The organism is Staphylococcus sp. FSL W8-1270 (assembly GCF_038007165.1).
GTDB lineage: Bacteria > Bacillota > Bacilli > Staphylococcales > Staphylococcaceae > Staphylococcus > Staphylococcus hominis.
In genome coordinates this window covers 1,160,535-1,185,116 of sequence record NZ_JBBOWQ010000001.1, presented here as the reverse complement: position 1 = coordinate 1,185,116, position 24,582 = coordinate 1,160,535, and the positions used below count along the sequence as shown (strand labels likewise).

The following is a 24,582-nucleotide window of genomic DNA, read 5'->3' as shown; positions in this document are numbered from 1 at the left end:
GCTTAGATCACTTTTAGGAGGTGACAGTAATGCCAAATATTAAATCTGCTATTAAACGTGTAAGAACAACTGAAACTGCTGAAGCACGTAATATTTCACAAAAAAACGCTATGCGTACTGCAGTGAAAAATGCTAAATCAGCAATTGAAAATAATGCTGATAATAAAGCTGAATTAGTTAACTTCGCAATTAAATCAGTTGATAAAGCTGCACACAGTAACTTAATTCATTCAAATAAAGCTGACCGCATTAAATCACAATTAATGTCTTCAAGCAAATAATCATTTAAAAAGTTCAAGCGATTAGCTTGAACTTTTTTTTATTTATAAAGAAAGAATAAATAATTCTAAAATCAGTTGTTTATCCATATATGAAGATTTTAACTTATAATCAGTTTCTGCACATTGATCAATAATATTTAGCAAATGAGTTAATTGATAATGTTTTACTTGATTTAAAGCCAATTTAACTCGGTATGGGTGCACATTAATTGTTTTAGCAATTTGTTGTCCGCTATATCCTTTTCGACTTAAAATTTTACATTGATAATATAATCGATAATTACTTGTTATTAATGCCAATAGTTTAATAGGTTCTTCTTTCATTACTATTAAATCTTTAATAAGTTGAATGGCTTTATATTTTTCCCCTTTTTGTATATATTCAGTTAAAAGAAAAACATTTTGTTCTAAACTTCTATTAATAATCTCTTCAACATCTTTTTTATTTATAGTTGTTCGCTCTCCTAAGAATAAAATAATTTTTTCTAATTCTTGCGAAACTATATTAAAGTTAATACCAGTTAATTCTATAAATAAATCTAATGCATCCTGTTTAATATCTTTAAAATTTTCATGAAGTTTATTTTTTATCCAATTTTTAATCTCTTGTTCAGACATCTGTTCAACTTTAGCTAGCTTGCTTGTCTTTTTTAAAGTCTTAGTAATTTTCTTTCTTTCATCTAATTTATTTTGATACACTTCAAAAATGATAAAGTTTTCTCCATCATATTTTTCTAAAAATTCATTTACTTGTTCGTTGTTCGGTTGGATATCTTTTGAAACTTTCTCACCTGTAAAAATAAAAGCATTTTTAACAACAATAGCTTTTTTCTCTGAAATAAAAGGCATTGTTAATGCTTCTTCTATAATCTGATTAAAACTTGTATCATAAAGATTATATTTAACATAGTTAAAATCGTCTTTTTTTTCATTTAAGTAACTTTCTACGATTTCATTACTTTTTTTCTCCACTAGTTCTGGCACTTCTCCGTATATAGCCATTATATTATTAGCCATGTAAACTTGCACCCTTTCAAAATTATACCATTAAGTTATTATAGCATTGTGTAATTATTATTCTCTATCATTAACTTCTATTAAAGGATGATATAAGTTGATTATCGAGATTTAAAGTAATTTCTCCATCAGTTTGAGTATTGTAGATATGAGAATTAATTTTCTCTAATTTATCTATCGTTTCGTTATTAGGCAAATGAAAAGTATTATTTTTTCCACTTGAAATCATACTAATTTTAGGTTGTATGATTTCTAAAAAATGTTTTGAACTACTTGTTTTACTGCCATGGTGTCCAACTTTTAGAACATCAATTAACGGTAAATGATATTTCTTTAATAATAAATTTTCATTTTCTTCAATTGCGTCGCCCATCAATAATAATTTGTAATTTTTGTACTCTATTAATGAAATTATACTTTGTGCATTTTTGTCTTCATTGGAATCAATAAAAGCATTTAAAAATGATATTTTAGCTTCTTTCAACTGAATATTATTAGTCTCTAAAACATCAATAACTTTTATATGATATATACTACAAAATGTATGTATAGTTTTAATTTGATCTACTGAATAACTTTTTATATATAAATATAAATTTTTAATTCTTATATTTTGTGCTAAATAAGGAAATTCGCCTATATGATCATTATGTGGATGAGTAAGAATTAAGTGATCAATTTTTGATATTCCTCTAGATTTTAAAGTAGGCATAATATGATATTTCGCAATATTATGATTATCTTTAATCTTCGTTTGAACTACTTTACCACCAGTATCTACCATCACAGTTTCATTATTTTTTGTTTGAAAAAGAAAACTATCACCTTGACCAACATTTAAAGCAGTAAACGTCGTCGCTAATGGTTGATTAGTTAATCTTATAAATATTATAAATAAGATAATTATAATTAAGAATGCTCTATAATTTTTATAACATATAAATATAGTTAGTAGAGTTAATAAAATAAAACAGTAGAGTAGACTTAAATTTGATTGATCAGCGATATTTATTTGGTAATTTCTAAATAAAATGAACGGGTGCATTATTCTATCGTGCAGTTCAAATAATTGATTTGCAACCATATTTATACATCGCAAGTCACTAAAGAAATGATAGAAAGTAAATAGAACAATAGAAAGTGGAAAAATAATGAAAGAATATAATGGGACAAATATTACATTAGAAATAAAACCAATCCATTGAAACTGATTAAAATGATAAATACTAATAATCATGGATGAAAATTGAGCGATAATTGTTATATAAATATAATTCTTTAAAATTGATTGATTATTAAATAATGGCTTAGAAAATAGTATAAAAAAAGAAATAATGAAAGAAAATTGAAATCCAATGTCATAAGCAAAATTCATATTCCAAATTGTCATAAATAAAAAGACCAACGATAATACACTTATAGACGAAATTTTAAAAGTCTTAGGGATAATAAAAAAAGTAATAGCGGTTAAAACTGCTCTTATAGCACTCGGTGCAAAATTTGTATAAAAAATAAATAGTATTAGTATCATAATAATAAAAATTCGTATGAATAATTTTGGAATATTAAACCTGACCAAACTATATTGAATGATAAAAATAATGGTAGCAACGTGTGATCCACTGACAGCAAGTAAATGATAAATACCTATCGCTTTAACTTTATCTAAGTAATCTGTATCAATTGCACTAGTATCTCCAGTAATTAAAGCTAAGACTCTCTCTGGATATTTTAACGAAGAATGGTATAACTTGTTTTGAATATAATTTAGGTGTTTATCTATAAAACTTATATGATTAACTTTAGTACAATGTTTATTATCTATTTGATCGATATAAACATAGACTTCATTATGAATACTATTTGTGATATTTCCATTAATTTTACATTCTCGATTTTTTAAATCTTTAGCTTTCAATTGTGGACTTTTAAAAGTAAAGTGATAATTATTATGTTTATATTGAAATTGTCCTTTAATAATTTGATTGAATTGTTTTATATCATTTTGAAACGTTACTTTTGAATTTATATTACTGTGGACTTTTAAATTTTGGAGTATAAAATGATTTGTTTTCAAAGTATGGTGTACTTGAAATAAAGCTAGAAAGAAAAAGGATAAAATTAATAAATAGTGGTATAAAGGAATACTCTTTCGATACACAATAATTAATATAATAGCAAATATTAAAATTGAAAATAATTTAAGATGAACCCATAATATACCACTTAAAAAAGAAAGTGCATATAAAACAACTAACATTCTTTAGTTAAAAATTCAGCTATTTTATTAGCAGAAAATGGTATTTTTTCATACTCAATACCTGCTTGATTTAATAATTTAATAGCATATTTATGATTATGATAATCTTTTGCATAGTATATTTTCTTAATACCTGCTTGAATAATAGACTTAGTACAGTTTAAACAAGGAAAATGTGTGACATATATCGTTGCATTATCTGATGATACACCTTGTTTTGCGCATTGTAATAATGCATTCATTTCTGCGTGAATGGTTCTAATACAATGACCATCTTCTATTAAACATCCTACATCAATACAGTGAACTTCTCCTGCTACTGAGCCGTTATAACCTCCTGCAATTATTCTATTGTCTTTTACAATTGTTGCGCCTACTGATAGTCGTTGACATGTAGAACGTAATGCAAGCAAATGGCTTTGTGCCATAAAATATTCGTCCCATTTTATTCTATCCATAAAGTTCAACTCCTTAAAAAAATATATATCTATTATAATTTATATTAAAAATTCTTCCAATTTAATTTATGTAGTAAAGTAATCTTTAAGTTTCTCGAAAGTTTTCCCTCCAATTCCTCTTACTTGTTTTAAGTCTTCAACCTTATTAAATTGTCCCTTTTCCTCTCTGTATTTAATAATCTCTTTCACTTTAGTTGGACCTATACCTGGAACATTAAGCAATTCTCTTTCATTTGCTGTGTTAAGATTGACTTTAATACTTTCAGAAGTATTTAAATCACTTTGATTAGTGGGTGTAGCATTTATTTTCGTTTCATTTTTATTAGGTATATAAATCATTTTTTGATCAGTAAGTTTTTCAGATAAATTGATTTTTGTAATATCAGCATTTTCAGAAACTTTAGCTTTTTTTAGTACATCTTTAACTCTATCGTTCTTTTTCATTTCATAAACATCTGGTAATTTAACCGCTCCTTTGACATCTACATAAATAGTTGAATTTTCTTTAGAAGAAGTGGATAAATTATTATCATTTTTATTTTTATTATATTTTTCATTATTATTAAATTGGCTATTGTTAGCATTAGATGTTGTCATATATTCTGAAGGCTCATTATTTTTCATAAGCATGAGAATCACTATAAAAAGTAACACTACTGCAATTAAAATGATGATATGAGTCTTCCACTTAGTTAACAATTGAATTATTTCATTTCTATACTTAAACAAAAACTCATCTCCTTATATGTATAAACGTATAAGAAGATGAGTTTACTTTATTTTATTTATAAGCAACAAAAAACAATCTGTCACCTTTTTCATTATGATTATTGATGTCAAAGTCTACAAAAGTTTCAATACGATTAAATCCAGTTTGTTTTAACAATCGAATATAGAAATCCTTTTCAAATGTTCTTTGATAATGTGATTCATTAAAACGGTGATAATTACCATTATGCTGTTTTAAAAAGAAACTCATATCATGATAAACACTATAAGGTTCTTCACCCTTTATAGCTTCCCACGCTAAAAATATATCATCATTATCATCAATATAACATTGATTATTAAATGCTGTGTTCATTTTATATATCGTATGAATATCGAATATAAACATTCCTAAATCAGATAAATGATTAAATACACAATTAAACGTATTTACGATATCATCAATATCAGGTAAATAATTCAGGGAATCACAAAATATTGTTACAACATCATATGTTGTATTTAATGAAAAATCGGTCATGTCACCTTCTAACCAAGTAACTTGATTAGATTTATTTGCAGCAATAGATAACATGTCTGTACTTAAATCCATGCCGGTAACCGTGCCAATAGAAGGAAGTAATTGCGTTAAACTTCCGGTGCCACAACCAATATCAAGAATATTCATTGAATCATTAGAAGACATTGTTCTTGTATAATATTTTACAATATTAAACCATTCTTCATAAGGTTGATCTTGAGTAAGCTGATCATAAACTTTACTCATTTCAGTGTATTGCACCATTTTAATATGCTACCTGATTATATGATTCTATTGGAGCATCTTGATAAAGTTTCTCTATATTATAGTAATTGCGTTCATCTTTATGGAAAATATGAACTACTACGTCTGCTAAATCAATTAAGACCCATCTTGCACTTTGATAACCTTCCATACGCTTTACTTCAATATTATTTTCATGTACTTTTTCTTTTACTGCTCTAGCAATTGATTGAACTTGACGTTCATTGTTACCGTGACACACTACAAAATAATCAGTCATATCACTAATACCTTGCATATTAAGAGAAACAATATCTTCTGCTTTTTTATCTTCTGTCGCTGTGACAGCAATATTTAATAATTCTTCTGAATTCATTTAATCATCCTTTATCTTTTGATCACTATAATTATAATAATTTAAACATTCAATTGTAGAACCATAAACAGTAATATCTTTACTAATTAAAAATAACACTGTTCGCTTTGATATTTCATAAATTGTTTTATCTAAGCTACCTTGATTGTATGCCATATCTCTAATTTCTTCAACTCCTGGAGTTTTTCTACCAGGTTCTATATAGTCAGCAATAAATACCAATTTTTCAGTTTTTGTCATTTCTTTACGACCAGTAGTGTGATATTTAATGGCTAATAATGTTTCTTCATCTTCGATGCCATAATCAGCCTTCATTAATGCTGCACATACAGGTCCATGAAGAATTTCACTTCCATAACTTAACAAATTGCTATCTAAATCATGTTGGCGAACGACTTGATACATTTTTCCTAAATCATCATATTTACAATAATCATGTAAAATGCCTGCTAACTCTGCTTTACTTTTATCTCCATCATAGATTTCAGCAAGCTTAACTGCTGTGTCAGCTACTCTAAGAGAATGTTTAAAACGCTTTTCGGGCAATTTATTTTCGATAAGTTTTTTTGCTTCTTTAGTGTTCATAGAATCCTTCCTCTCTAATATATTTACTAACATTTCGAGGGACTAAAATATCAATTGTTTTTTTATCTTTTACACGTTGTCTAATCATTGATGAACTAATATCCATTCTTGGAATAGATATGGAAATCATATTTTCATCAACCTTTTGAATATTTTTTTCTCTATTTACTACTATAAAGATAATCATTTGCTTTAATTCATCTATTTTATACCATTTATCAAGTTGATCATATTGGTCTGATCCTATTACAAAATAAAACTTATCGTAAGGATTTTGGTCAATTAAAGCTTTTAATGTATCATACGTATAACTTTGACCTTTTCTTTCTAATTCTGCATAACAAATATTTCCGAAACCTAACTGCTCGATTACCATATTAATCATTTTGATGCGATAATGAGCATCTAAGTAATCGTTATGTTCTTTAAGTGGAGCCATATAACTTGGTAAAAAATAGAAAACATCCGGTTTAATTTTATGAAATACTTCATTAGCTACTAACATATGTGCAGTATGAATAGGATTGAATTGTCCGCCGTATAAAACAATTTTTTTCATAGAATTATGGTAATGAAATTTCCTTATTTTCTTGAGATTCTCTATAAATGATTATCATTGATCCAATGACTTGGACCACTTCACTATTAGTAGCTTGACTTAGCGTTTGGGCTAAATCGTTTTTATCATCAAAATTATTTTGAAGTATATGAATTTTAATTAATTCTCTATTTTCAAGTGTTTCATCTATTTGACTAATCATATTATCATTAATTCCAGCTTTACCTATTTGAAAAATTGGATCAATGTTATGCGCCAAACTTCTTAAATATCTTTTTTGTTTACCTGTTAGCATAGCATATTATTCTCCTTTTAATTGATTTAAAACTGCTAATTTCATTTCTTTAATTTCAGCATCTTTGCCAGTCCATATTTTAAAGCTCTCAGCACCTTGATATACAAACATATCTAGACCATTATAAATAGGGTTACCCTTCTCTTCAGCTTGTTGTAAAAATGATGTTTTATAGGGAATATAAATGATATCACTTACCAATGTATTCGGTGATAATTGATTGAGACGAATTACACTCTCTTTATTATTATCTAATCCTGCTGATGTTGTATTAATAATAATATCAAACTCATCAAGATATTGTTCAGCTTGTTGTAGGGTAATCGCATTAATATCTAATTTCCAATTATCAAAGCGACTCATTGTTCTATTCGCTATAGTTAATTTAGGCTGTACACATTGTGAAAGTGCAGTTGCAATACCTTTGCTTGCGCCCCCAGCTCCAAGAATTAAAATATATGCATTAGATAAGTCAGGATATACTTGTTTTAATCCTTTTACGTATCCAAGACCATCAGTATTATAACCAATCCATTTATTCCCCTCTATTTTCACAGTATTCACTGCACCTACAGCTTTAGCTTGTTCATCAATATCATCTAAGAATGGAATGATGCGTTCTTTATGAGGAATAGTAACATTAAATCCACTTAAATTTTTTTCAGTTATTATTTCTTTAATATTATCGAAATCTTGAACCGGTATATGCAATGCTTCATAAGTATCATTTAAACCTAAAACTTTAAAATTAGTATTATGCATCACTGGTGATAATGAATGTGAAATCGGATCTCCTATCACTGCAAATTTCATTATGAATCCTCCCTACATAATAGATTGTCTTAAAACAACATCAACACTTTTAGGAACTCGGACAATCACTTTTGCACCTGCTTCGATTGTAATAAAGCCCAATCCAGAAATCATAATGTCACGTTTTTCTTTCCCTGTTTCTAGACGTACAGCTTTCATATCACTTATATTAAATTTTTCTGGATTACTAGGTGGACTTAATAAATGTCCTATTTGCTTTCGCCATAAATCATTTGCCTTTTCAGTTTTAGTTCTATGAATATTTAAATCATTAGAAAAATAACATACAAGTGGTCGTTTCCCACCAGAAACATAATCTATCCTAGCTAATCCACCGAAGAATAAAGTTTGTCCCTCATTTAATTGAAATACACGTTGTTTAATTTCATTCTTAGGAATAATCACTTTTAATTCTTTTTCAGTAACATAATGGGTCATTTGATGCACTTGTATAATGCCAGGTGTGTCATACATAAAAGTTTTCTCATCTAAAGGAATATCTATCATATCTAATGTTGTACCTGGAAATCTTGATGTTGTAACGACATCTTTTTCACCTACACTTTGCTCAATTAATTTATTGATTAAAGTTGATTTACCAACATTTGTAGTACCAACGATATAAACATCTTGATGATTTCTAAAACGGTTGATTGATTCTAAAAGTGCATCAATACCCCATCCTTTATGAGCTGATATTAATACCACCTCTTCAGCTTCTAATCCATACTTTCTAGCTGTTCTTTTTAACCATTCTTTTACACGACGTTGGTTAATTTGTCTTGGTAAAAGATCTAATTTATTCGCTGCCAAAATGATTTTCTTATTTCCTACAATTCGTTTTAAAGCATTAATAAACGATCCTTCAAAGTCAAAAACATCAACTACGTTAACGATAATCCCTTGTCTATCGGATAATCCATTTAATAAATTTAAAAAATCTTCACTATCCATTCCTACATCTTGTATTTCATTATAATTTTTTAATCTAAAACAACGTTGGCATATAACATCATCTCTAAATAAATTATGTTCTGGCACATACCCAGGTGCGTTTTTATCTTCAGATTGTAAAGGAGCGCCACAACCGATACATTTTAAAGTTTCATCCAATCAATTTTCCTCCCATGTAATATAACCTTTTCTTTTAAAATAGTTTAATAATCGACGTTCGATTATTCTATTTAGTCTAGTTAAAAATCCATCTGTCTTTTTGACAGGAACTACCATGATAGTATATAGACCGTTATTATTGCCACCAAGTACGTCTGTAAGCATTTGGTCACCTATAACGATTGTTTCTTCTGGTTTAATATTCATGTGTTGTATCGCTTTTTTAAAAGCTCTTCCCATAGGTTTTCTAGCTTTAAAGATAAAATCAACGTCTAAGTCTTTCGAAAAACCGGAAACACGTTTTTCATTATTATTTGATACTATTGTAATCGTTAAACCTAAATCATTTGCCTTTTTAAACCATTCTTGTATTTCTTTCGTTGGTGTTTTAACGTCCCAACCTACTAATGTATTATCTAAATCTGTAATAATACCTTTAAAACCAGAATTTGCTAATTTTTCAATCTCAATTTGAAATACAGATTGTACATAATCATTAGGCATAAAATATGTTTTAATTAATCCCATTCATTTCACCTTTAAGTTATTTATTTTTTATATTTCATTAACCAACTGTTCAACAATTTTACTTGATGATTGAGCTGCTTTACCAAGAAACTCTTCAAACGACATCTCTGCTTCCCCATTTGCTAAATCAGAAACAGCACGAGTAACGATAAAAGGTAAATTAAATTGATAACAAGTTTGAGCAATAGCCGTTGCTTCCATTTCAACTGCCATAGCTTTTGAAAACTGACGTTTAATTTTTAATCGCTGTTCACTACTACCAATAAAACTATCGCCACTTACAATTTGACCAATTTTAGCGGTTAAATTTTGTTGTTTTACAACTTTTTCAGTTAATTGGAGTAATTGTTGGTTAGCTTCAAATTGAGCTGGCATTTGAGGTATTTGACCGATGTCGTATCCAAAGGCAGTTGCATCTGCATCATGGTACATCACATTATTACTAATTAAAATATCTCCAACTGATAAACTATCATCTAAAGCACCAGCAGAACCTGTATTTATAATCAATGTAGGTTTAAATTTTTCAATTAATAGTGTTGTCGAAATTGCAGCATTTACTTTTCCAATTCCACTTTGTGTTAAGACAACATCTTTATTATTTAGTTGCCCACGATAAAATTTTACATGTGCTACTTCAATCTCATTTAAATTCACTAATTTATGTTTTAAAATCGCTACTTCTTCTTCCATAGCTCCAATAATTCCAATCATATTTACACCTCAACTTTAATCTTAGCACATGTTATTCTAACATAATTTCTAGTTCATCACGACTAACTTTTTTTATTAAATCATCTTGAAAAATATTTAATAAAAAAACTGTCGATACAGTTAAACACTGTCGACAGTTAAATTTTAAATTACATATTTATTTATGGTTAACCTTTCCATAAAGTAGCTAAATCTTGTAGAGACAATACACCTGTTATAATTGTAACAATAACTGCTACAATGCCAAATACTAACATCCATATTGGATGTTTATAATCTCCAACAATTGATTTTTTTCTACTCGCTATCAATATTGCACCCAAAGTAATCGGTAAAATCCATCCATTTATTGCTCCTGCAATAATCAATAAACTAATTGGTTTTCCAATTAATAAGAAAATTATTGTTGAAATCACGATGAAGACAATGACAATCAAATTATTTTTATTAAATAATGATTTGTGTAATGTTTTTAAGAAAGTTGCACTTGTATATGCTGAACCAATCACTGATGACATTGCGGCTGCGAAAATAACAACTCCAAAAATATTTTTTCCTATTGGTCCAATAGCATGTTCAAATACTGATGCTGGCGGATTATCTGCATTTAAAGTGACACCTGTCACTACAACTCCAAGTACTGCTAAGAATAATAATGTTCTCATAATACCTGTAGTTAAGATACCTGCAATAGCTGAACGATTCACAAATGGTAAAAACTCTTTACCTTTCATTCCAGAATCAAGTATTCTATGTGCACCAGCAAATGTGATGTATCCACCTACTGTTCCTCCAACTAAAGTAATGATTGGTAAAATTAATTTAATAGGATGTTCTGGTGCAACTGTATGAACAAGTGCATCACCATAGGGAGGGTTAGATACAACCATGACATAAGCTACTACTAATATCATTATTACTCCTAAAATCATTGAAACAATATCCATAATTTTTTGACCACTTTTACTTACAAATATTAAAATTGCAAAAATGGCTGTAATAGCTGCTCCCCATTTAACATCAAGTCCAAACATTGCATTCAATCCTAAACCTGCACCAGCTATGTTCCCGATATTAAAAGCAAGTCCTCCAAAAGCAATCAATATTGAAATTAAAGTTCCTAATCCAGGTAACACTTTATTTGATACTTCTTGACCACGTAAACCTGTTACAACTAATACGCGCCAAATATTAATTTGAGCTCCAATATCAATTAATATAGATATTAAGATTGCAAAAGCGAAACTTGCATAAAATTCTGCCGTAAACACAGCAGTTTGAGTTAGAAATGCAGGACCGATCGCTGATGTAGCCATTAAAAATACAGATCCATAAAGTAAGCGTCTATGACTTTTTGTAAATTTAAAATTGTCTTTATCTTGTTTTTGATTTAAATTTTCTTTCATTAGAAAACCCCCTTATAAGGATTGAATATCAATGCCTTCTTTCGTTAATTTTTTTCTTATTTGTTCAACAAATTCTAGTGCATGTTTACCATCACCGTGAACACATATTGTATCTGTTTCCAAATCAATTTCTTTTCCATTGCGACTTATCACTTTGTTTTCAGTTACCATTTTCAAAACTTGTTTTAATGCTTCGTCAGAATCAGTAATGACTGCGTCTGGTTCTTTACGACTAACTAATTGACCATTATCTTCGTAACGTCTATCAGCAAATACTTCAGAAGCTGTTTTCAATCCGATTGCTTTAGCTTCAGATATTAATAATGAATTAGATAAACCTACAAGCACTATAGTAGAATCAAAATCGTATACTGCTTTTGCAATTGCTTTTGCAATTGCTTTATTTTTAGCACCCATATTATACAGTGCACCGTGTGGTTTAACATGATTTATTCGTGTTTGGTGTACTTTACAAAATCCTTCTAAAGCACCTAACTGATAAACTATTAGGTTATATACTTCGGTAGGACTAATATCCATCTTTCGACGACCAAACCCTTTTAAATCTGGAAGTCCGGGATGAGCGCCAATACTCACATGATTTTCTTTAGCTAATTTTACTGTTTGATTCATTACATTTTCATCACCCGCATGAAAACCACAGGCTATATTAGCAGATGTAATTAAAGGAATGATATCTTTATCACCTCCAAATGAATAGTTACCAAATGCTTCACCTAGATCACAGTTTAAATCAACTTTCATCATAATTTCACTCCTTTAACTATTTGATGTTTTTCAAGGAATTTAATATCAACTTCTTCTGCATTTCCTTTTGCATATGGTGGGTAACTTAATACTGCATATAGAAAATCAGCCGTAGTAGTGAAACCATCAATTACCATTTCATCAAGTGCCACTTTTAATTTGTTAATCGCAGAAGTTCTATTAGAGTCTTTTACGATAACTTTTGCAACTAGTGAATCATAGTAAGGAGATACTTGATAACCAGCATATAATAACGAATCTACTCTAATATTAAAACCTTGAGGTAAGTGTAGACGTTTAACTTTACCTGGAGTAGGTTGGAATTTCTTTTCTGGATTTTCAGCGTTGATACGTGCCTCTATTACATGACCATTGAATACAATATCTTCTTGACTGAACGGTAATTTATTATGTAATAACAAATATAATTGTGCTTGTAATAAATCTCTATCTGCACGCATTTCAGTAACAGTATGTTCTACTTGTATTCTTGCGTTCATTTCAATAAAGTAATGTGCATCTTCAGTAACTAAAAATTCAATAGTACCAGCACTACGATAATTAGAAGCTTTTGCAACTTTGACAGCATCATTACATATTTTTTCACGTCGTTCTTCAGATAATGCTGCACATGGTGCTTCTTCTATTAATTTTTGATTTTTTCTTTGGACTGAACAATCTCGTTCACCTAAATGAACATAATTTTCTTTTCCGTCACCAATCACTTGAACCTCTACGTGTTTTGCAACAGGAATAAATGCTTCCACATACACACGATCATCATTAAAATATTTTTGACCTTCACTTTTAGCTTCTTTTAATGATTTTTCAAGTTGATTTTCTTCTTTAACAATTCGAATACCTTTACCGCCACCACCGCTTGCGGCTTTTAATACTAAAGGATATCCTATGTCTTTTGCTAATTCTTTAATTTCTTCTACAGAATTTACTGCATCTGTTGAGCCAGGAATAACTGGCACTCCTGCTGAATGAACAGTTTGACGAGCAGTTATTTTATCACCCATCATTTCCATTGTTTTTTTGTTAGGGCCAATAAAATGAATATCATTTTCTTCAACTTTTTGGGCAAATGTTGTACTCTCCGATAGAAAGCCGTATCCAGGATGAATAGCATTAGAACCTGTGATTTCAGCTGCACCAATAATACGCTCTATATTTAAATAACTATCTAAAGGATTTGCTTCTCCAATGCAAACTGCTTGATCAGCCAAGCTTACATGAAGACTTTTTTCATCACCTTTAGCGTATAATGCAACAGTTTCTATTCCCATTTCTCGACACGCTCGAATGATACGTACCGCAATTTCTCCTCTATTCGCTACTAAACAACGATACATATTTCTGTCCCCCCTTTTACTTCACTTTAACTAGAACTTGATCGTATTCAACGTTTGTACCATGTTCAACCACAATGTCGGTAATCTCACCATCTATATCACTAGTCACTTCATTCATTACTTTCATTGCTTCAACATATCCGATAACATCACCAGATTTAATGTTATCACCTACTTGAATTATAGGATCCGTTAATTCCTTGCTATCTTGTAAGAAAAATGTGCCTACCATAGGAGAAGTAATTGTTTTTGCTGAATCATTTGAAGGGTTATTTTCTGAAATATTTTTATTTTGAGAATGTCCTTCAGATTGTATTACTGGAGTACTATTATTTTGATTGTTACTTTGTTCAGTAAAATCTAATTCGATTTCGTTTTTGTTATCTTTATATTTAAATTTTTTTACATCATTTGATTTTACAAGTTTAATGACTTCTTCTATTTTTTTAATATCCATAACTATCTCTCCTCTGTAATGATTGTAGTCAATTTCTTTGCTGTCGGTCTCATTTCACCCATATTAAAGGTTGGTGACGTGTTAATTTCAGCATTTAAATGATTAAAGTGATTTAGATATTGTTCCTGAACCTTTGTAGCTTCTTCAATCGTTGACCACTTAAATCGAATTAAATCCCCTGGCTTAAATTGAGCAATTTTATTTAAATCCAGTTGAGTGACTGTAGCGATTTTCGTATAGCCACCTATAGTTTGTTTATCATTTAATAAGATAATAGGATTACCATCATTTGGGACTTGAATACTTCCTAAAGCAACAGGTTCTGAAATAATATCTGCCCCAGTTTTAGGAGGGATATGCTCACCATTAAGACGATACCCCATTCTATCAGATTTTTCAGAAACTTTATATTCCATATTAACGAGCTTATTTATACTTTCCTTTGAAAATGCTTCAATTTGTGGACCGGTAATAATATGTATTATATTATCTTCGGGAATAGCATTATAAACTGTTGTTTTACCCAAATTTTGTTTGAAAGATGGATTTTCTTTTAAGTATATCAAATCTCCTTTTGATAATGGTCTCCCTTTGTAACCACCAATTTTACTTCTAGTATGTGTCGAATAACTTTCTGCTATTGGTTGAATATCTAAAGGATGTCCAAAGAAAATATAACCACGAGCGCCTGCAGTCACTGCTCCAACTTTCAAAATATCGCCTTTGCATGCATAAATTACAGTATTAATATCAACTGTCTCTTCATTTAATTTTGCGTTTACATGTGCTCCTGTCAAAATAAATGTATTATCTTTATTAAATTGAAGTGTTGGACCGATAATAGTATATTCAAGGCTCGGTCCATTATTACCAATTAAAGTCTTACCAATTAAATAACTATATAAATCCATAGCACCAGCACTTGAAAAACCTAGGTGTTGAAAACCAAATCTTCCTTCATCTTGAACAGTTGTAAACATACCAGGTTGAATAATACTAATCGACATGATTTAACACCCACTTTTCTTTATTAAATCGATTTTCTGCTATTTCACTTTGGATGTCGTTAAATGTATTTTCATCAATAGAATAAAACTTAATATAATCCCCCGCTTGATATAAAGACATTTCATCGTCGTTGATATCAAATACTTTTAATGGTGTTCTTCCAATAATTTGCCAACCACCTGGTGAATCAGAAGGATATAAACCCGTTTGATTATTTGCTATTCCTACTGAACCTGCGTCAATGTTGACTCTAGGTTCATCTCGACGTGGAGTATGTAAACGAGAATCCAATCCACCTAAAAATGGAAAACCAGGCATAAAACCTAACATGTAAACGAGATATTCATTTTGAGTATGGATTTGAATGACTTCATCAGTAGTTAGTTTGTTATGTTTAGCTACATATGGTAAATCAGGTCCGACTTCTGAATTATATAATACTGGAATATGTATGATCGTTTTATCTGAAATATCTTTAGCATGTTCACCATTTAACTGTTTTAAATCTAATATATCTATTAATTGCTTAAAATTAAGCTTTATATTATCAAAATTTATCATAATTGCTCTATATGACGGTATCACATCTTTGATACCATCTATTCTTTTAGCGTGTATATGTTTAGTAACGGATTCAACATCTCTGTAATTACTTTCAGATATTTCTTCTTTAAAATAAAGCGCAATTGATTGTTCATTAATAATCTTTATTTCCAAAGATGATGGTCCTCCTTCGATTATAAATAACGTATTTCATTTTATATATTAGTAATATAAAATATCCACGTATTCATAGTAGTTTAATATGTCTTTCAAATAGACAATAATAAAAGAAGGTAAGTAATGCATTAATGTAATCGCTTACTCCCTTTCAGTACAAGATAACTATATAATTTATCTACATTGTTATTTAAGCATATATTTATATTTTTGTCATGTGAAAGTTCTAAAAATTAAATGAATGTACTTGCTTATATCTAATTAATAGTTAAATAATTATAAATATTTAACTATAAAAAAATCCAAAAATCAAAATGATTTTTGGATTTTTTGTTACTTAATATCAACGATTTTAACTTTCATTTCTCCACCATTTGGAAGTGGAACACGAACTTCATCATTTAAACTTTTACCAATAAGTGCTTTCGCCATTGGAGATTCATTCGAAATTTTTCCTTTAAACGCATCTGCTTCTGCAGATCCAACAATTTGATAGCTTTCTTCTTCATCGCCAGGTAATTCGACAAACGTAACAGTTTTACCAATTTGAATAACATTGTTATCACCGTTGTCTTCAATAATCAAAGCATATCTAAGCATGTGTTCAATACGTTGAATATCTTGCTCAATAAAACCTTGTTCATCTTTAGCAGCATCGTATTCTGAGTTCTCAGATAAGTCACCAAAAGATCTAGCAACTTTGATTTTTTCTACTACTTCAGGACGTTTAACTGTTTTAAGTTCTTCTAATTCTTGTTCTAATTTTTCATAACCTTCCTGTGTCATTGGATATTGTTTTTGATTTTCCATAAGTTCATCTTCCTTTTCAACAAGTTAATTTAATTCTGAAAAAATACATACTATTCGTTAATGCTTACCAACAAGCGTTTGTATTTTTGTTGTCATTATATCAATTGCTACCTTATTACTTCCACCTTCTGGAATAATAATATCAGCATATTTTTTTGTTGGTTCTATAAATTGATTATGCATAGGTCTGACAACATTTAAATATTGGTTAATAACTGATTCCATTGAGCGCCCTCGCTCTTTTGTATCACGTACAAGTCTTCTTAAAATACGTAAATCAGCATCAGTATCAACGTATATTTTAACATCCATCATATCACGTAATGTTTTATTTTCCAAAGCAAATATACCCTCTACGATAATAACATCTTTAGGTTCAAATGCAATTGTTTCATCACTTCTAGTATGATTTTTATAATCATATGTTGGAACTTCCACCGCTTGACCGTTACGTAAATCCTTTAAATTACTAATCAGTAAATCATTATCAAATGCAAAAGGATGATCATAGTTAGTTTCAAGACGTTCTTCAAATGTTAAGTGCGATTGATCTTTATAATAATAATCTTGAGCAAGTAAAGCAACACTATGGCCTTCTAAATTTTTCATTATTTCATTTGTAACAGTTGTCTTTCCTGATCCTGAACCGCCAGCGATTCCGATGATTGTTGTCTGTGTCATTAGCCAATTTCCTTTCTCATCATATTATTAGGATAAATAGGATGATCCACTTTAATTTGAACAATTTGAAGAGGATGACGTGCTGCATCAAGGTGGTTTCCTTCTTCATCATAAATGACATCAATAACCTGTTTAAATGATTCAATTTCAGGTCCAAAAAATTCAATTTCTTGGCCTGGTTTAAAGTGATTTCTTTGTTGTATTGTAGCAATATGAGTTGCTTCGTCATAATCTAAAACTAATCCACAAAAATCATATGGTGACTTTTTATTTTGTTGAACACCAAACATTTGCTCTTCATATCCAGGCGTTCCTTCAAAGAAAGCAGGTGCTGTATCTCGATTAGCACATTTGTCTAATTCAATTAACCACTCTGGTTTAATTTTAAAATTATCTGGATCTTCCGCATATGCATCAATAACCTTACGATAAACTGATACTACCGTAGCAATATAATGAATAGATTTCATTCGTCCTTCAATTTTTAAAGAATCTATACCAATATCCATCATTTGAGGAATAGACTCAATTAATTTTAAATCTTTTGGACTCATAGCAAAAGGCACAACGTCGCCATCTTGATAAAATAAATCTAATTCTCCCTCTTCATCAACAGCTAGTAAATCATAATCCCAACGACAACTTTGGCAACAACCACCTCTGTTAGAGTCTCGTGCTGTCATGTGATTACTTAAAGTACATCTACCTGAATAAGCAATGCACATTGCACCGTGAATAAAGGCTTCTATTTCGATATCAACATTGTCTTTCATCTCTTTCATTTCCATAGCGCCTGTTTCACGAGCTAATACTACTCGATCAAGTCCTTCTTCTTTCCAGTATTCCACAGCTTTGTAATTAGAAAGAGATTGTTGTGTTGAAAGATGAATTTCTAATTTAGGAGCTACTTTCTTACATGTTTCAATAATAAGTGGATCAGCTACAATAATTCCTGTTGCACCTGTAGCTTCTAATTGACGTAAATAATCTTCTAAACCGTCTATATTTTCATCATGAGCGATAATATTAGTCGTAACATAAATTTTTGCACCATAACGGTTTGCAAATTCAACGCCTTCTTTAATTTCTTCCATTGTAAAGTTATCAGCGTTAGAACGTAACCCGTATTCTTGTCCACCTAAAAATACTGCATCAGCACCATAGTGAACCGCAATCTTTAACTTCTCTAAGTTTCCAGCAGGCGCTAATAATTCAGGTTTTTTTATTTTTCTTTTAGCATTTACTTCAATTTCATTTAACGTCTTCATACTGGCGCCTCCCTTAATATACTGTTTGTTTATATAAGAACCCTTCATCAAACGGACGATGTTCAGGTTGAATTTCTTCTATTGGATCAATTAACATAAATTTTTCATCTTCATAAGCTTCTGGATCTTCATGATATAAGTCAATGGCTTCTCTATATTGTGCTGTAACAGTATTAATGTATGCTTCACTTTGTAAGATACCATCAATTTTAAATGAATCGATATTTGCTTCAAAGAATGGCTCTAATTCTTCAATTAAACAGATATCATTAGGAGACATAATATGAGTACCATTGTAATCTTCAAAAACAGGATATTTATTTTCTCTTTCTTCATCGTACAATAATAAATCTTGATCATTTTCACTACGTTGGATTTTCATTTGTCTATCTTGAAAAGTGTAATAATTACCCAATAACATACGTTTAGATTGGAACATACAAGTCATACCGTGAACCTGAACTTCAATTTCAACATTTGCATGTTTTTTGATATTTAAAATTTCATCTAGATTTAATTCACGTGCTAATACAGCTCTTTTAGCGCCTTTTCCACCCCAATAATTACATTGGAAATAATTCGTAACAATTGTTTCTGCATCCCAATTTAATGGTATCGGATTATCTTGTTTTTTAACATACATCACGACAGCAGGATCACCAAAAATTATTCTATCCACTCTTATTTCATGTAAAAATTCAATATAGTTTTCTAAGGCATTTAAATGATAATTATGAAAAATACCATTAACTGCCACATATACTTTTTTATCATGTTCGTGTGCTAAATTAACTGCTTTTCTAACATCTTCACGATTAAATTCTCCAGGTAATCGCAATCCAAATTTTTGTTCTCCAATCACAAATGCATCAGCACCGAGTTCTATCAATGTTTTCATATGATTTAAAGATTTTGGAGTGACAAGTAATTCAGTCATATTCATTCTCCTTTAATAGATATGGCTAAACCATCATCCATATTTAAAAAATTTGTTTTATAGTTCTTTTGTTTCATAAGCCAAGTATTATATTTTTGTACCTTTTTTACCATTTGCTTAACGTTTCTTGATCGTACAATATCTATATCAGATACAAATCCATGATACAAAACGTTATCAGTAATAACTAAGCCACCTTTTTTTAATAACGGTGTATAGTATTCAAAAAATTTTTGAGATTGCGCTTTAGCTGCATCGATAAATATCATATCATATAAATGATTGCTCACTTTATCGTACTGTGATAGCGCATCGCCCTCTATAAGGCGAATTTGAGTTTCGTATTCAAATTTTTTAAAATTAAGTTTTGCTTGTTTTATCATATTCTCATTACGTTCAATAGTAGTAATAGAAATATCTGGTGAAACAGAAGCAAATTGCATCGAACTATATCCAATAGCAGTTCCAATTTCCAAAATATTTTTCGAATGATGAATTCTAATTAATTGTTTTATCATGTCTAAAGTTAATTTATCTACTATAGGAACAGCATGTTCTTCTGCATAAAATCTTAGCTCTTCAATATTATTATCTAACTGTTCATGAAGATTTAATAAATAGGATTGATTTGATTCCACTTCTATAACTTCCCTTTTAATATCAATAGGCATAAAAATAAATCAGTCAACTAATATTACATTATTTAAAATAAAATAATAAACCTACTTTATATTTTAATGTATAAATATAGTAACTGACTGTATATTTAAAAATTTATGCTTATAGTAATTTAACTTTAAATATTTTATCATAATTCTAAATTAAATTTAAGTCTGAAATATTAAAAATCTCTAACCAAAGTACATTGATTAGAGATTTATTATTAACAAAAGACTGTTTATTCTTCCATATTTGTATTTACAACTTCTTCAATCATATCCCATTCTTCATCTGTTTCGATAGGAACAAGTTTACCACCATCACCAGATTCATCTGGTTCATTAATCATTGGAATGAGCTCAATCATGTCATCATCATCAGATTGAGCACCTTCTTCAGCTAAAATAACATACTCTTTTTTAAATTCTGGATGATAAAATTCTAGCATTTTTCGATATAAAACTTCATTTCCATTTTCATCGAATAAAGTTAATAATTCTTCTTCATTACTAATATTTAATTCTGTATTATGATTGTGATTATGTTCAGTCATAATGATATTCTCCTTTATTGAATTGAATCTAAATAGCCTTGCAGTATGAAAACTGCTGCCATTTTATCAATTACTTTTTTTCTTTTTTGTCTTGAGACATCAGCTTCTAATAATGAGCGCTCAGCAGCCATGGTACTTAAACGTTCATCCCACATAATAATTTCAATATTTGGTAAAGCCTCTTGAAGCAATTCTTTGTATTTAAGAGATGCTTCTCCACGAAAACCAATAGAATTATTCATGTTTTTCGGTAATCCTATGACTACTGAACCAACATTATTGTCTTTTATGATTGAAACCAGTCTATCAATACCAAATTCTTCATTTTCTTCATTTATTCTTAGAGTGTCTAGTCCTTGAGCAGTCCAGCCCATCAAATCACTAATTGCGATACCTACAGTTCTACTACCTACATCTAATCCTAAAATTTTATGACTTAACATTTATTTATTATTCTCTTTTAAGTAGTTTGAAACGAGTTCTTCCATAATTACATCTCTATCAATATGTCGTATTTGATTACGTGCATCATTTTGACGTGGAATGTATGCAGGGTCTCCTGAAAGTAAATAACCAACAATTTGATTTACAGCATTGTAGCCTCGTTCTTCTAGAGTTTGATGTACGTTTTTTAAAACTGTTTGGACATTTTCTTTTGGAATTTCATCATAATCGAATTTCATAGTTTTATCAATATTTTCCATAGATGCGACACTCCTCTGACATGTATTAACTTACATATTAATTTTACACCAGTTGATTAAAAAGTTATAGGTTTTTAATATAATCTTTAATAAAGCGTAATGATTCTGAGATGTTTTCAGGTTGTGTGCCGCCACCTTGTGCCATATCTGGACGACCGCCACCTTTTCCTCCTACAATTGGAGCCATGTTTTTAATGATATCTCCGGCTTTAACCTGACTTGTAAGCTCTTTAGGTACAGCGGCAATTAACGAAACTTTTTCACCAACATGACTTGCTAAAATAATAATTGTATCTTGTTGTTTTGATTTAAAATCATCCATTGTTTGACGGATTTCTTTTGGATTAGATACTTCTACCTCTGTAGCTAATACTTTAAATCCATTAATCATTTCTACTTGATCCTCTATATTACCCATTTTAAGTGAAGTAATTTCCTTATTACGTTGCTCTAATTGCTTATTCAATTGTTTTTCATTTTCTTGAATTTGAACAACTTTATCATAAACTTGTTTATCTGATTTTACTTTAAGTTGTTCTTTGACAGAATTAAATTTATTCTGAATATCTTCAAAATATAAGAATGCAGCTTTACCGGTAAGTGCCTCAATACGTCTAACACCTGCGCCTGTACCTGATTCGCTTACAATTTTAAACAACCCTATTTCAGCAGTATTATCTACATGAATACCACCACATAATTCAATTGAAAATGGAGCCATATTGACTACTCTTACAATATCACCATATTTTTCACCAAATAGAGCCATAGCACCCATTTCTTTAGCTTCTTGAATAGGCATTTCTTGAATATGAACTGAAATTCCTTTCCAAATTTCTTCATTTACTCTTCTTTCAACTTGATCAATCTCTTCTTCTGTCATTGGACCAAAGTGAGAAAAGTCAAATCTTAATCGTTCACTTTCAACGAGTGAACCTGCTTGGTTAACATGTTCACCTAAAATCTCTTTTAATGCAGCATGTAGTAAGTGAGTGGCACTATGATTTTTTTGTATATCTTTACGTTCTTCTTTATTTACAGTTGCATCTACATGACTATTTACACTTACTTGTCCAAATTGAACTGTACCTTGATGTAAATTTTGTCCATTTGGTGCCTTTGTAACTTCTTGAACGGCTATTTCGAAATGATCATTTCCTACTGTTCCTTTATCTGCAACTTGTCCACCACTTACTGCATAAAATGGTGTTTCTTTTAAGATAAAGTAAACTGTTTCTCCAGCCTCAGCAGATGTAACAGTTTTACCATTATAAATTAAATCTGTTAAAATTGTTTGATATTCTGTTGTTTCATATCCAACAAATTGACTTTCAGTATTAATATTTTTTAAAACATCACTTTGAACTTGCATAGATTGTGAACTTTGTCTAGCTTCTCTCGCTCTAGTACGTTGTTGTTCCATTTCAGTTTCAAATGTTGCCATGTCGACTGTAATACCTTCTTGACTTGCTAGTTCTTCAGTTAACTCAATTGGGAATCCATACGTATCATATAATTTAAACGCATCTGAACCATTAATCTGATGTGTAGATTCTTTTGCTTGCGTAATGAGTTGATTTAATATAGATACACCCTCTTGAAGTGTTTCATGGAAACGTTCTTCTTCAGATTTAATAACACGTTTAATAAAATCCGATTTTTCTTTTACATTTGGATAATATGGCTCCATAATGTCAGCAACGATATCAACCAATTTATACATAAATGGCTCATTAATGCCAAGCGTTTGACTAAAACGTACAGCACGACGTAAGAGACGACGTAAAACATAACCGCGCCCTTCATTTGCAGGTAAAGCACCATCAGAGATTGCGAATGAGATTGTTCTGATATGATCGGCGATGACTTTAAATGCTACATCTTGTTCGTTATTTTCAAGATATTTTTTTCCTGATATATGCTCTACTTCTTCAATAATTGGCATAAATAAATCTGTTTCATAATTGGTACGAACATTTTGGGAAATAGACGTCATACGTTCTAATCCCATGCCGGTATCAATATTTTTATTTGGAAGTGGTGTATAAGTATGATCCTTATTATGGTTATATTCACTAAATACTAAGTTCCATACTTCTAAATATCTCTCATTTTCACCGCCAGGATACATTTCTTCTGCTGGATCATTTTGACCATATGCTTCACCACGATCATAGAAAATTTCGGTATTAGGTCCTGATGGTCCTTCTCCAATATCCCAGAAATTCCCTTCAATTCTAATAATACGACTTTCTTCTAAACCAATATCTTCATGCCATAAACGATAGGCTTCAACATCTTCTGGATGAATCGTTACATATAGCTTCTCTGGTTCCATCCCCATCCATTTGTCACTAGTTAAAAATTCCCAAGCAAATTCAATTGCTTCTTTTTTAAAATAGTCACCAATTGAGAAGTTTCCAAGCATTTCAAAGAAAGTATGATGACGCGCAGTAAAACCTACGTTTTCAATATCATTTGTTCTGATTGCTTTTTGAGAGTTCACTATTCTAGGCTTTTTAGGTGTTTCTCGTCCATCAAAGTATTTTTTTAAAGTTGCAACACCAGAGTTTATCCAAAGTAACGAATCATCGTCAATAGGCACAAGTGGTGCAGATGGTTCTACCATATGACCTTTTTCAACAAAGAAATCAATATATTTTTGACGTATATCACTTGCTTTAAGTTTTTTCATTTTTTCACTCCTAATATAATTAATACATTTATAAATAAAAAAACGTTCATCCAACAAAGGGACGAA

29 protein-coding genes are annotated in these 24,582 nt (G+C 29.9%); 1 reads left to right on the top strand and 28 read right to left on the bottom strand.

The features are described 5' to 3' along the window. Positions 1–29: 29 nt before the first annotated feature. Entirely contained in the window at positions 30–281 is a 252-nt protein-coding gene (gene rpsT / locus NSU06_RS06010; RefSeq protein ID WP_017176203.1) for a 30S ribosomal protein S20, read from the top strand. A gap of 42 nt (positions 282–323) precedes the next feature. On the opposite strand, the gene holA is transcribed toward rpsT, so the two are convergent. From holA to alaS, 28 genes are all read right to left on the bottom strand, one after another. Continuing rightward, the gene (gene holA / locus NSU06_RS06005; RefSeq protein WP_017176202.1) at positions 324–1,298 is read right to left on the bottom strand and encodes a DNA polymerase III subunit delta; all 975 of its coding nucleotides are present in this window, start codon (positions 1,296–1,298) and stop codon (positions 324–326) included. A gap of 70 nt (positions 1,299–1,368) precedes the next feature. Continuing rightward, entirely contained in the window at positions 1,369–3,375 is a 2,007-nt protein-coding gene (locus tag NSU06_RS06000; protein ID WP_239682456.1) for a DNA internalization-related competence protein ComEC/Rec2, read from the bottom strand. Positions 3,376–3,551: 176 nt separating this feature from the next. Further along, positions 3,552–4,016: a ComE operon protein 2 gene (locus NSU06_RS05995; RefSeq protein WP_017176200.1), complete on the bottom strand. Its 465-nt coding sequence runs from the start codon at positions 4,014–4,016 to the stop codon at positions 3,552–3,554. A gap of 66 nt (positions 4,017–4,082) precedes the next feature. Continuing rightward, positions 4,083–4,745, bottom strand: coding sequence for a helix-hairpin-helix domain-containing protein (locus tag NSU06_RS05990; RefSeq protein ID WP_017176199.1), 663 nt, complete (start codon positions 4,743–4,745; stop codon positions 4,083–4,085). A 52-nt stretch (positions 4,746–4,797) separates the two neighbouring features. After that, positions 4,798–5,529 carry a class I SAM-dependent DNA methyltransferase gene (locus tag NSU06_RS05985; RefSeq protein ID WP_019834856.1) on the bottom strand — a complete coding sequence of 244 codons (732 nt, stop codon included), beginning with the start codon at positions 5,527–5,529 and terminating at the stop codon, positions 4,798–4,800. Position 5,530: 1 nt separating this feature from the next. Continuing rightward, a complete protein-coding gene (gene rsfS / locus NSU06_RS05980; protein ID WP_002449779.1) occupies positions 5,531–5,884 on the bottom strand; it encodes a ribosome silencing factor in 354 nt (117 codons plus the stop codon). Further along, a complete protein-coding gene (gene yqeK / locus NSU06_RS05975) occupies positions 5,885–6,469 on the bottom strand; it encodes a bis(5'-nucleosyl)-tetraphosphatase (symmetrical) YqeK (protein WP_017176197.1) in 585 nt (194 codons plus the stop codon). Then, positions 6,459–7,028, bottom strand: coding sequence for a nicotinate-nucleotide adenylyltransferase (locus NSU06_RS05970; protein WP_002449696.1), 570 nt, complete (start codon positions 7,026–7,028; stop codon positions 6,459–6,461). Before NSU06_RS05970 ends, yqeK begins: the two co-directional genes overlap by 11 nt. Before the next feature lie 4 nt (positions 7,029–7,032). After that, positions 7,033–7,323: a ribosome assembly RNA-binding protein YhbY gene (gene yhbY, locus NSU06_RS05965; RefSeq protein ID WP_017176196.1), complete on the bottom strand. Its 291-nt coding sequence runs from the start codon at positions 7,321–7,323 to the stop codon at positions 7,033–7,035. A gap of 6 nt (positions 7,324–7,329) precedes the next feature. Continuing rightward, positions 7,330–8,136 (bottom strand): shikimate dehydrogenase, encoded by an 807-nt coding sequence (aroE, locus tag NSU06_RS05960; RefSeq protein WP_019834855.1) that lies wholly within the window; start codon positions 8,134–8,136, stop codon positions 7,330–7,332. A gap of 12 nt (positions 8,137–8,148) precedes the next feature. After that, entirely contained in the window at positions 8,149–9,249 is a 1,101-nt protein-coding gene (yqeH, locus tag NSU06_RS05955; protein ID WP_049419717.1) for a ribosome biogenesis GTPase YqeH, read from the bottom strand. Beyond that, a complete protein-coding gene (locus tag NSU06_RS05950; RefSeq protein ID WP_145428787.1) occupies positions 9,250–9,777 on the bottom strand; it encodes a YqeG family HAD IIIA-type phosphatase in 528 nt (175 codons plus the stop codon). It lies immediately after the preceding gene. Between the two features lie 27 nt (positions 9,778–9,804). Further along, the gene (locus NSU06_RS05945; RefSeq protein ID WP_017176192.1) at positions 9,805–10,491 is read right to left on the bottom strand and encodes a 5'-methylthioadenosine/adenosylhomocysteine nucleosidase; all 687 of its coding nucleotides are present in this window, start codon (positions 10,489–10,491) and stop codon (positions 9,805–9,807) included. 167 nt (positions 10,492–10,658) lie between these two features. Next, complete coding sequence (locus NSU06_RS05940) at positions 10,659–11,897, bottom strand: NRAMP family divalent metal transporter (RefSeq protein ID WP_017176191.1); 1,239 nt, start codon at positions 11,895–11,897, stop codon at positions 10,659–10,661. A 12-nt stretch (positions 11,898–11,909) separates the two neighbouring features. Continuing rightward, on the bottom strand, positions 11,910–12,662 hold the full coding sequence (gene pxpA, locus NSU06_RS05935) for a 5-oxoprolinase subunit PxpA (protein WP_048680291.1): 753 nt from the start codon (positions 12,660–12,662) through the stop codon (positions 11,910–11,912). Then, entirely contained in the window at positions 12,662–14,023 is a 1,362-nt protein-coding gene (locus NSU06_RS05930) for an acetyl-CoA carboxylase biotin carboxylase subunit (RefSeq protein ID WP_019834851.1), read from the bottom strand. The genes pxpA and NSU06_RS05930 overlap by 1 nt, the downstream gene beginning before the upstream one ends. A 16-nt stretch (positions 14,024–14,039) precedes the next feature. Beyond that, positions 14,040–14,480: an acetyl-CoA carboxylase biotin carboxyl carrier protein gene (locus NSU06_RS05925; protein ID WP_097601974.1), complete on the bottom strand. Its 441-nt coding sequence runs from the start codon at positions 14,478–14,480 to the stop codon at positions 14,040–14,042. A gap of 2 nt (positions 14,481–14,482) precedes the next feature. Beyond that, positions 14,483–15,487 carry a 5-oxoprolinase subunit C family protein gene (locus tag NSU06_RS05920; RefSeq protein ID WP_145428789.1) on the bottom strand — a complete coding sequence of 335 codons (1,005 nt, stop codon included), beginning with the start codon at positions 15,485–15,487 and terminating at the stop codon, positions 14,483–14,485. Next, positions 15,477–16,205 (bottom strand): 5-oxoprolinase subunit PxpB, encoded by a 729-nt coding sequence (gene pxpB / locus NSU06_RS05915; protein ID WP_070436600.1) that lies wholly within the window; start codon positions 16,203–16,205, stop codon positions 15,477–15,479. The genes NSU06_RS05920 and pxpB overlap by 11 nt, the downstream gene beginning before the upstream one ends. Before the next feature lie 336 nt (positions 16,206–16,541). Continuing rightward, the gene (greA, locus tag NSU06_RS05910; RefSeq protein ID WP_017176185.1) at positions 16,542–17,018 is read right to left on the bottom strand and encodes a transcription elongation factor GreA; all 477 of its coding nucleotides are present in this window, start codon (positions 17,016–17,018) and stop codon (positions 16,542–16,544) included. Positions 17,019–17,075: 57 nt separating this feature from the next. Then, positions 17,076–17,699 (bottom strand): uridine kinase, encoded by a 624-nt coding sequence (gene udk / locus NSU06_RS05905; RefSeq protein ID WP_017176184.1) that lies wholly within the window; start codon positions 17,697–17,699, stop codon positions 17,076–17,078. Further along, positions 17,699–18,967 (bottom strand): peptidase U32 family protein, encoded by a 1,269-nt coding sequence (locus NSU06_RS05900; RefSeq protein ID WP_017176183.1) that lies wholly within the window; start codon positions 18,965–18,967, stop codon positions 17,699–17,701. The genes udk and NSU06_RS05900 overlap by 1 nt, the downstream gene beginning before the upstream one ends. A 13-nt stretch (positions 18,968–18,980) precedes the next feature. Next, entirely contained in the window at positions 18,981–19,904 is a 924-nt protein-coding gene (locus NSU06_RS05895; RefSeq protein ID WP_017176182.1) for a peptidase U32 family protein, read from the bottom strand. Positions 19,905–19,906: 2 nt separating this feature from the next. Continuing rightward, on the bottom strand, positions 19,907–20,542 hold the full coding sequence (locus tag NSU06_RS05890; RefSeq protein ID WP_145428791.1) for an O-methyltransferase: 636 nt from the start codon (positions 20,540–20,542) through the stop codon (positions 19,907–19,909). A 260-nt stretch (positions 20,543–20,802) separates the two neighbouring features. Beyond that, entirely contained in the window at positions 20,803–21,117 is a 315-nt protein-coding gene (locus NSU06_RS05885; protein ID WP_017176180.1) for a DUF1292 domain-containing protein, read from the bottom strand. Positions 21,118–21,131: 14 nt separating this feature from the next. Next, positions 21,132–21,560, bottom strand: a complete 429-nt coding sequence (gene ruvX, locus NSU06_RS05880) for a Holliday junction resolvase RuvX (RefSeq protein ID WP_017176179.1) — start codon at positions 21,558–21,560, stop codon at positions 21,132–21,134. Further along, positions 21,561–21,821, bottom strand: coding sequence for an IreB family regulatory phosphoprotein (locus NSU06_RS05875; protein WP_002448947.1), 261 nt, complete (start codon positions 21,819–21,821; stop codon positions 21,561–21,563). A gap of 64 nt (positions 21,822–21,885) precedes the next feature. Beyond that, positions 21,886–24,516 carry an alanine--tRNA ligase gene (alaS, locus tag NSU06_RS05870; RefSeq protein ID WP_019835422.1) on the bottom strand — a complete coding sequence of 877 codons (2,631 nt, stop codon included), beginning with the start codon at positions 24,514–24,516 and terminating at the stop codon, positions 21,886–21,888. Positions 24,517–24,582 lie beyond the last annotated feature (66 nt).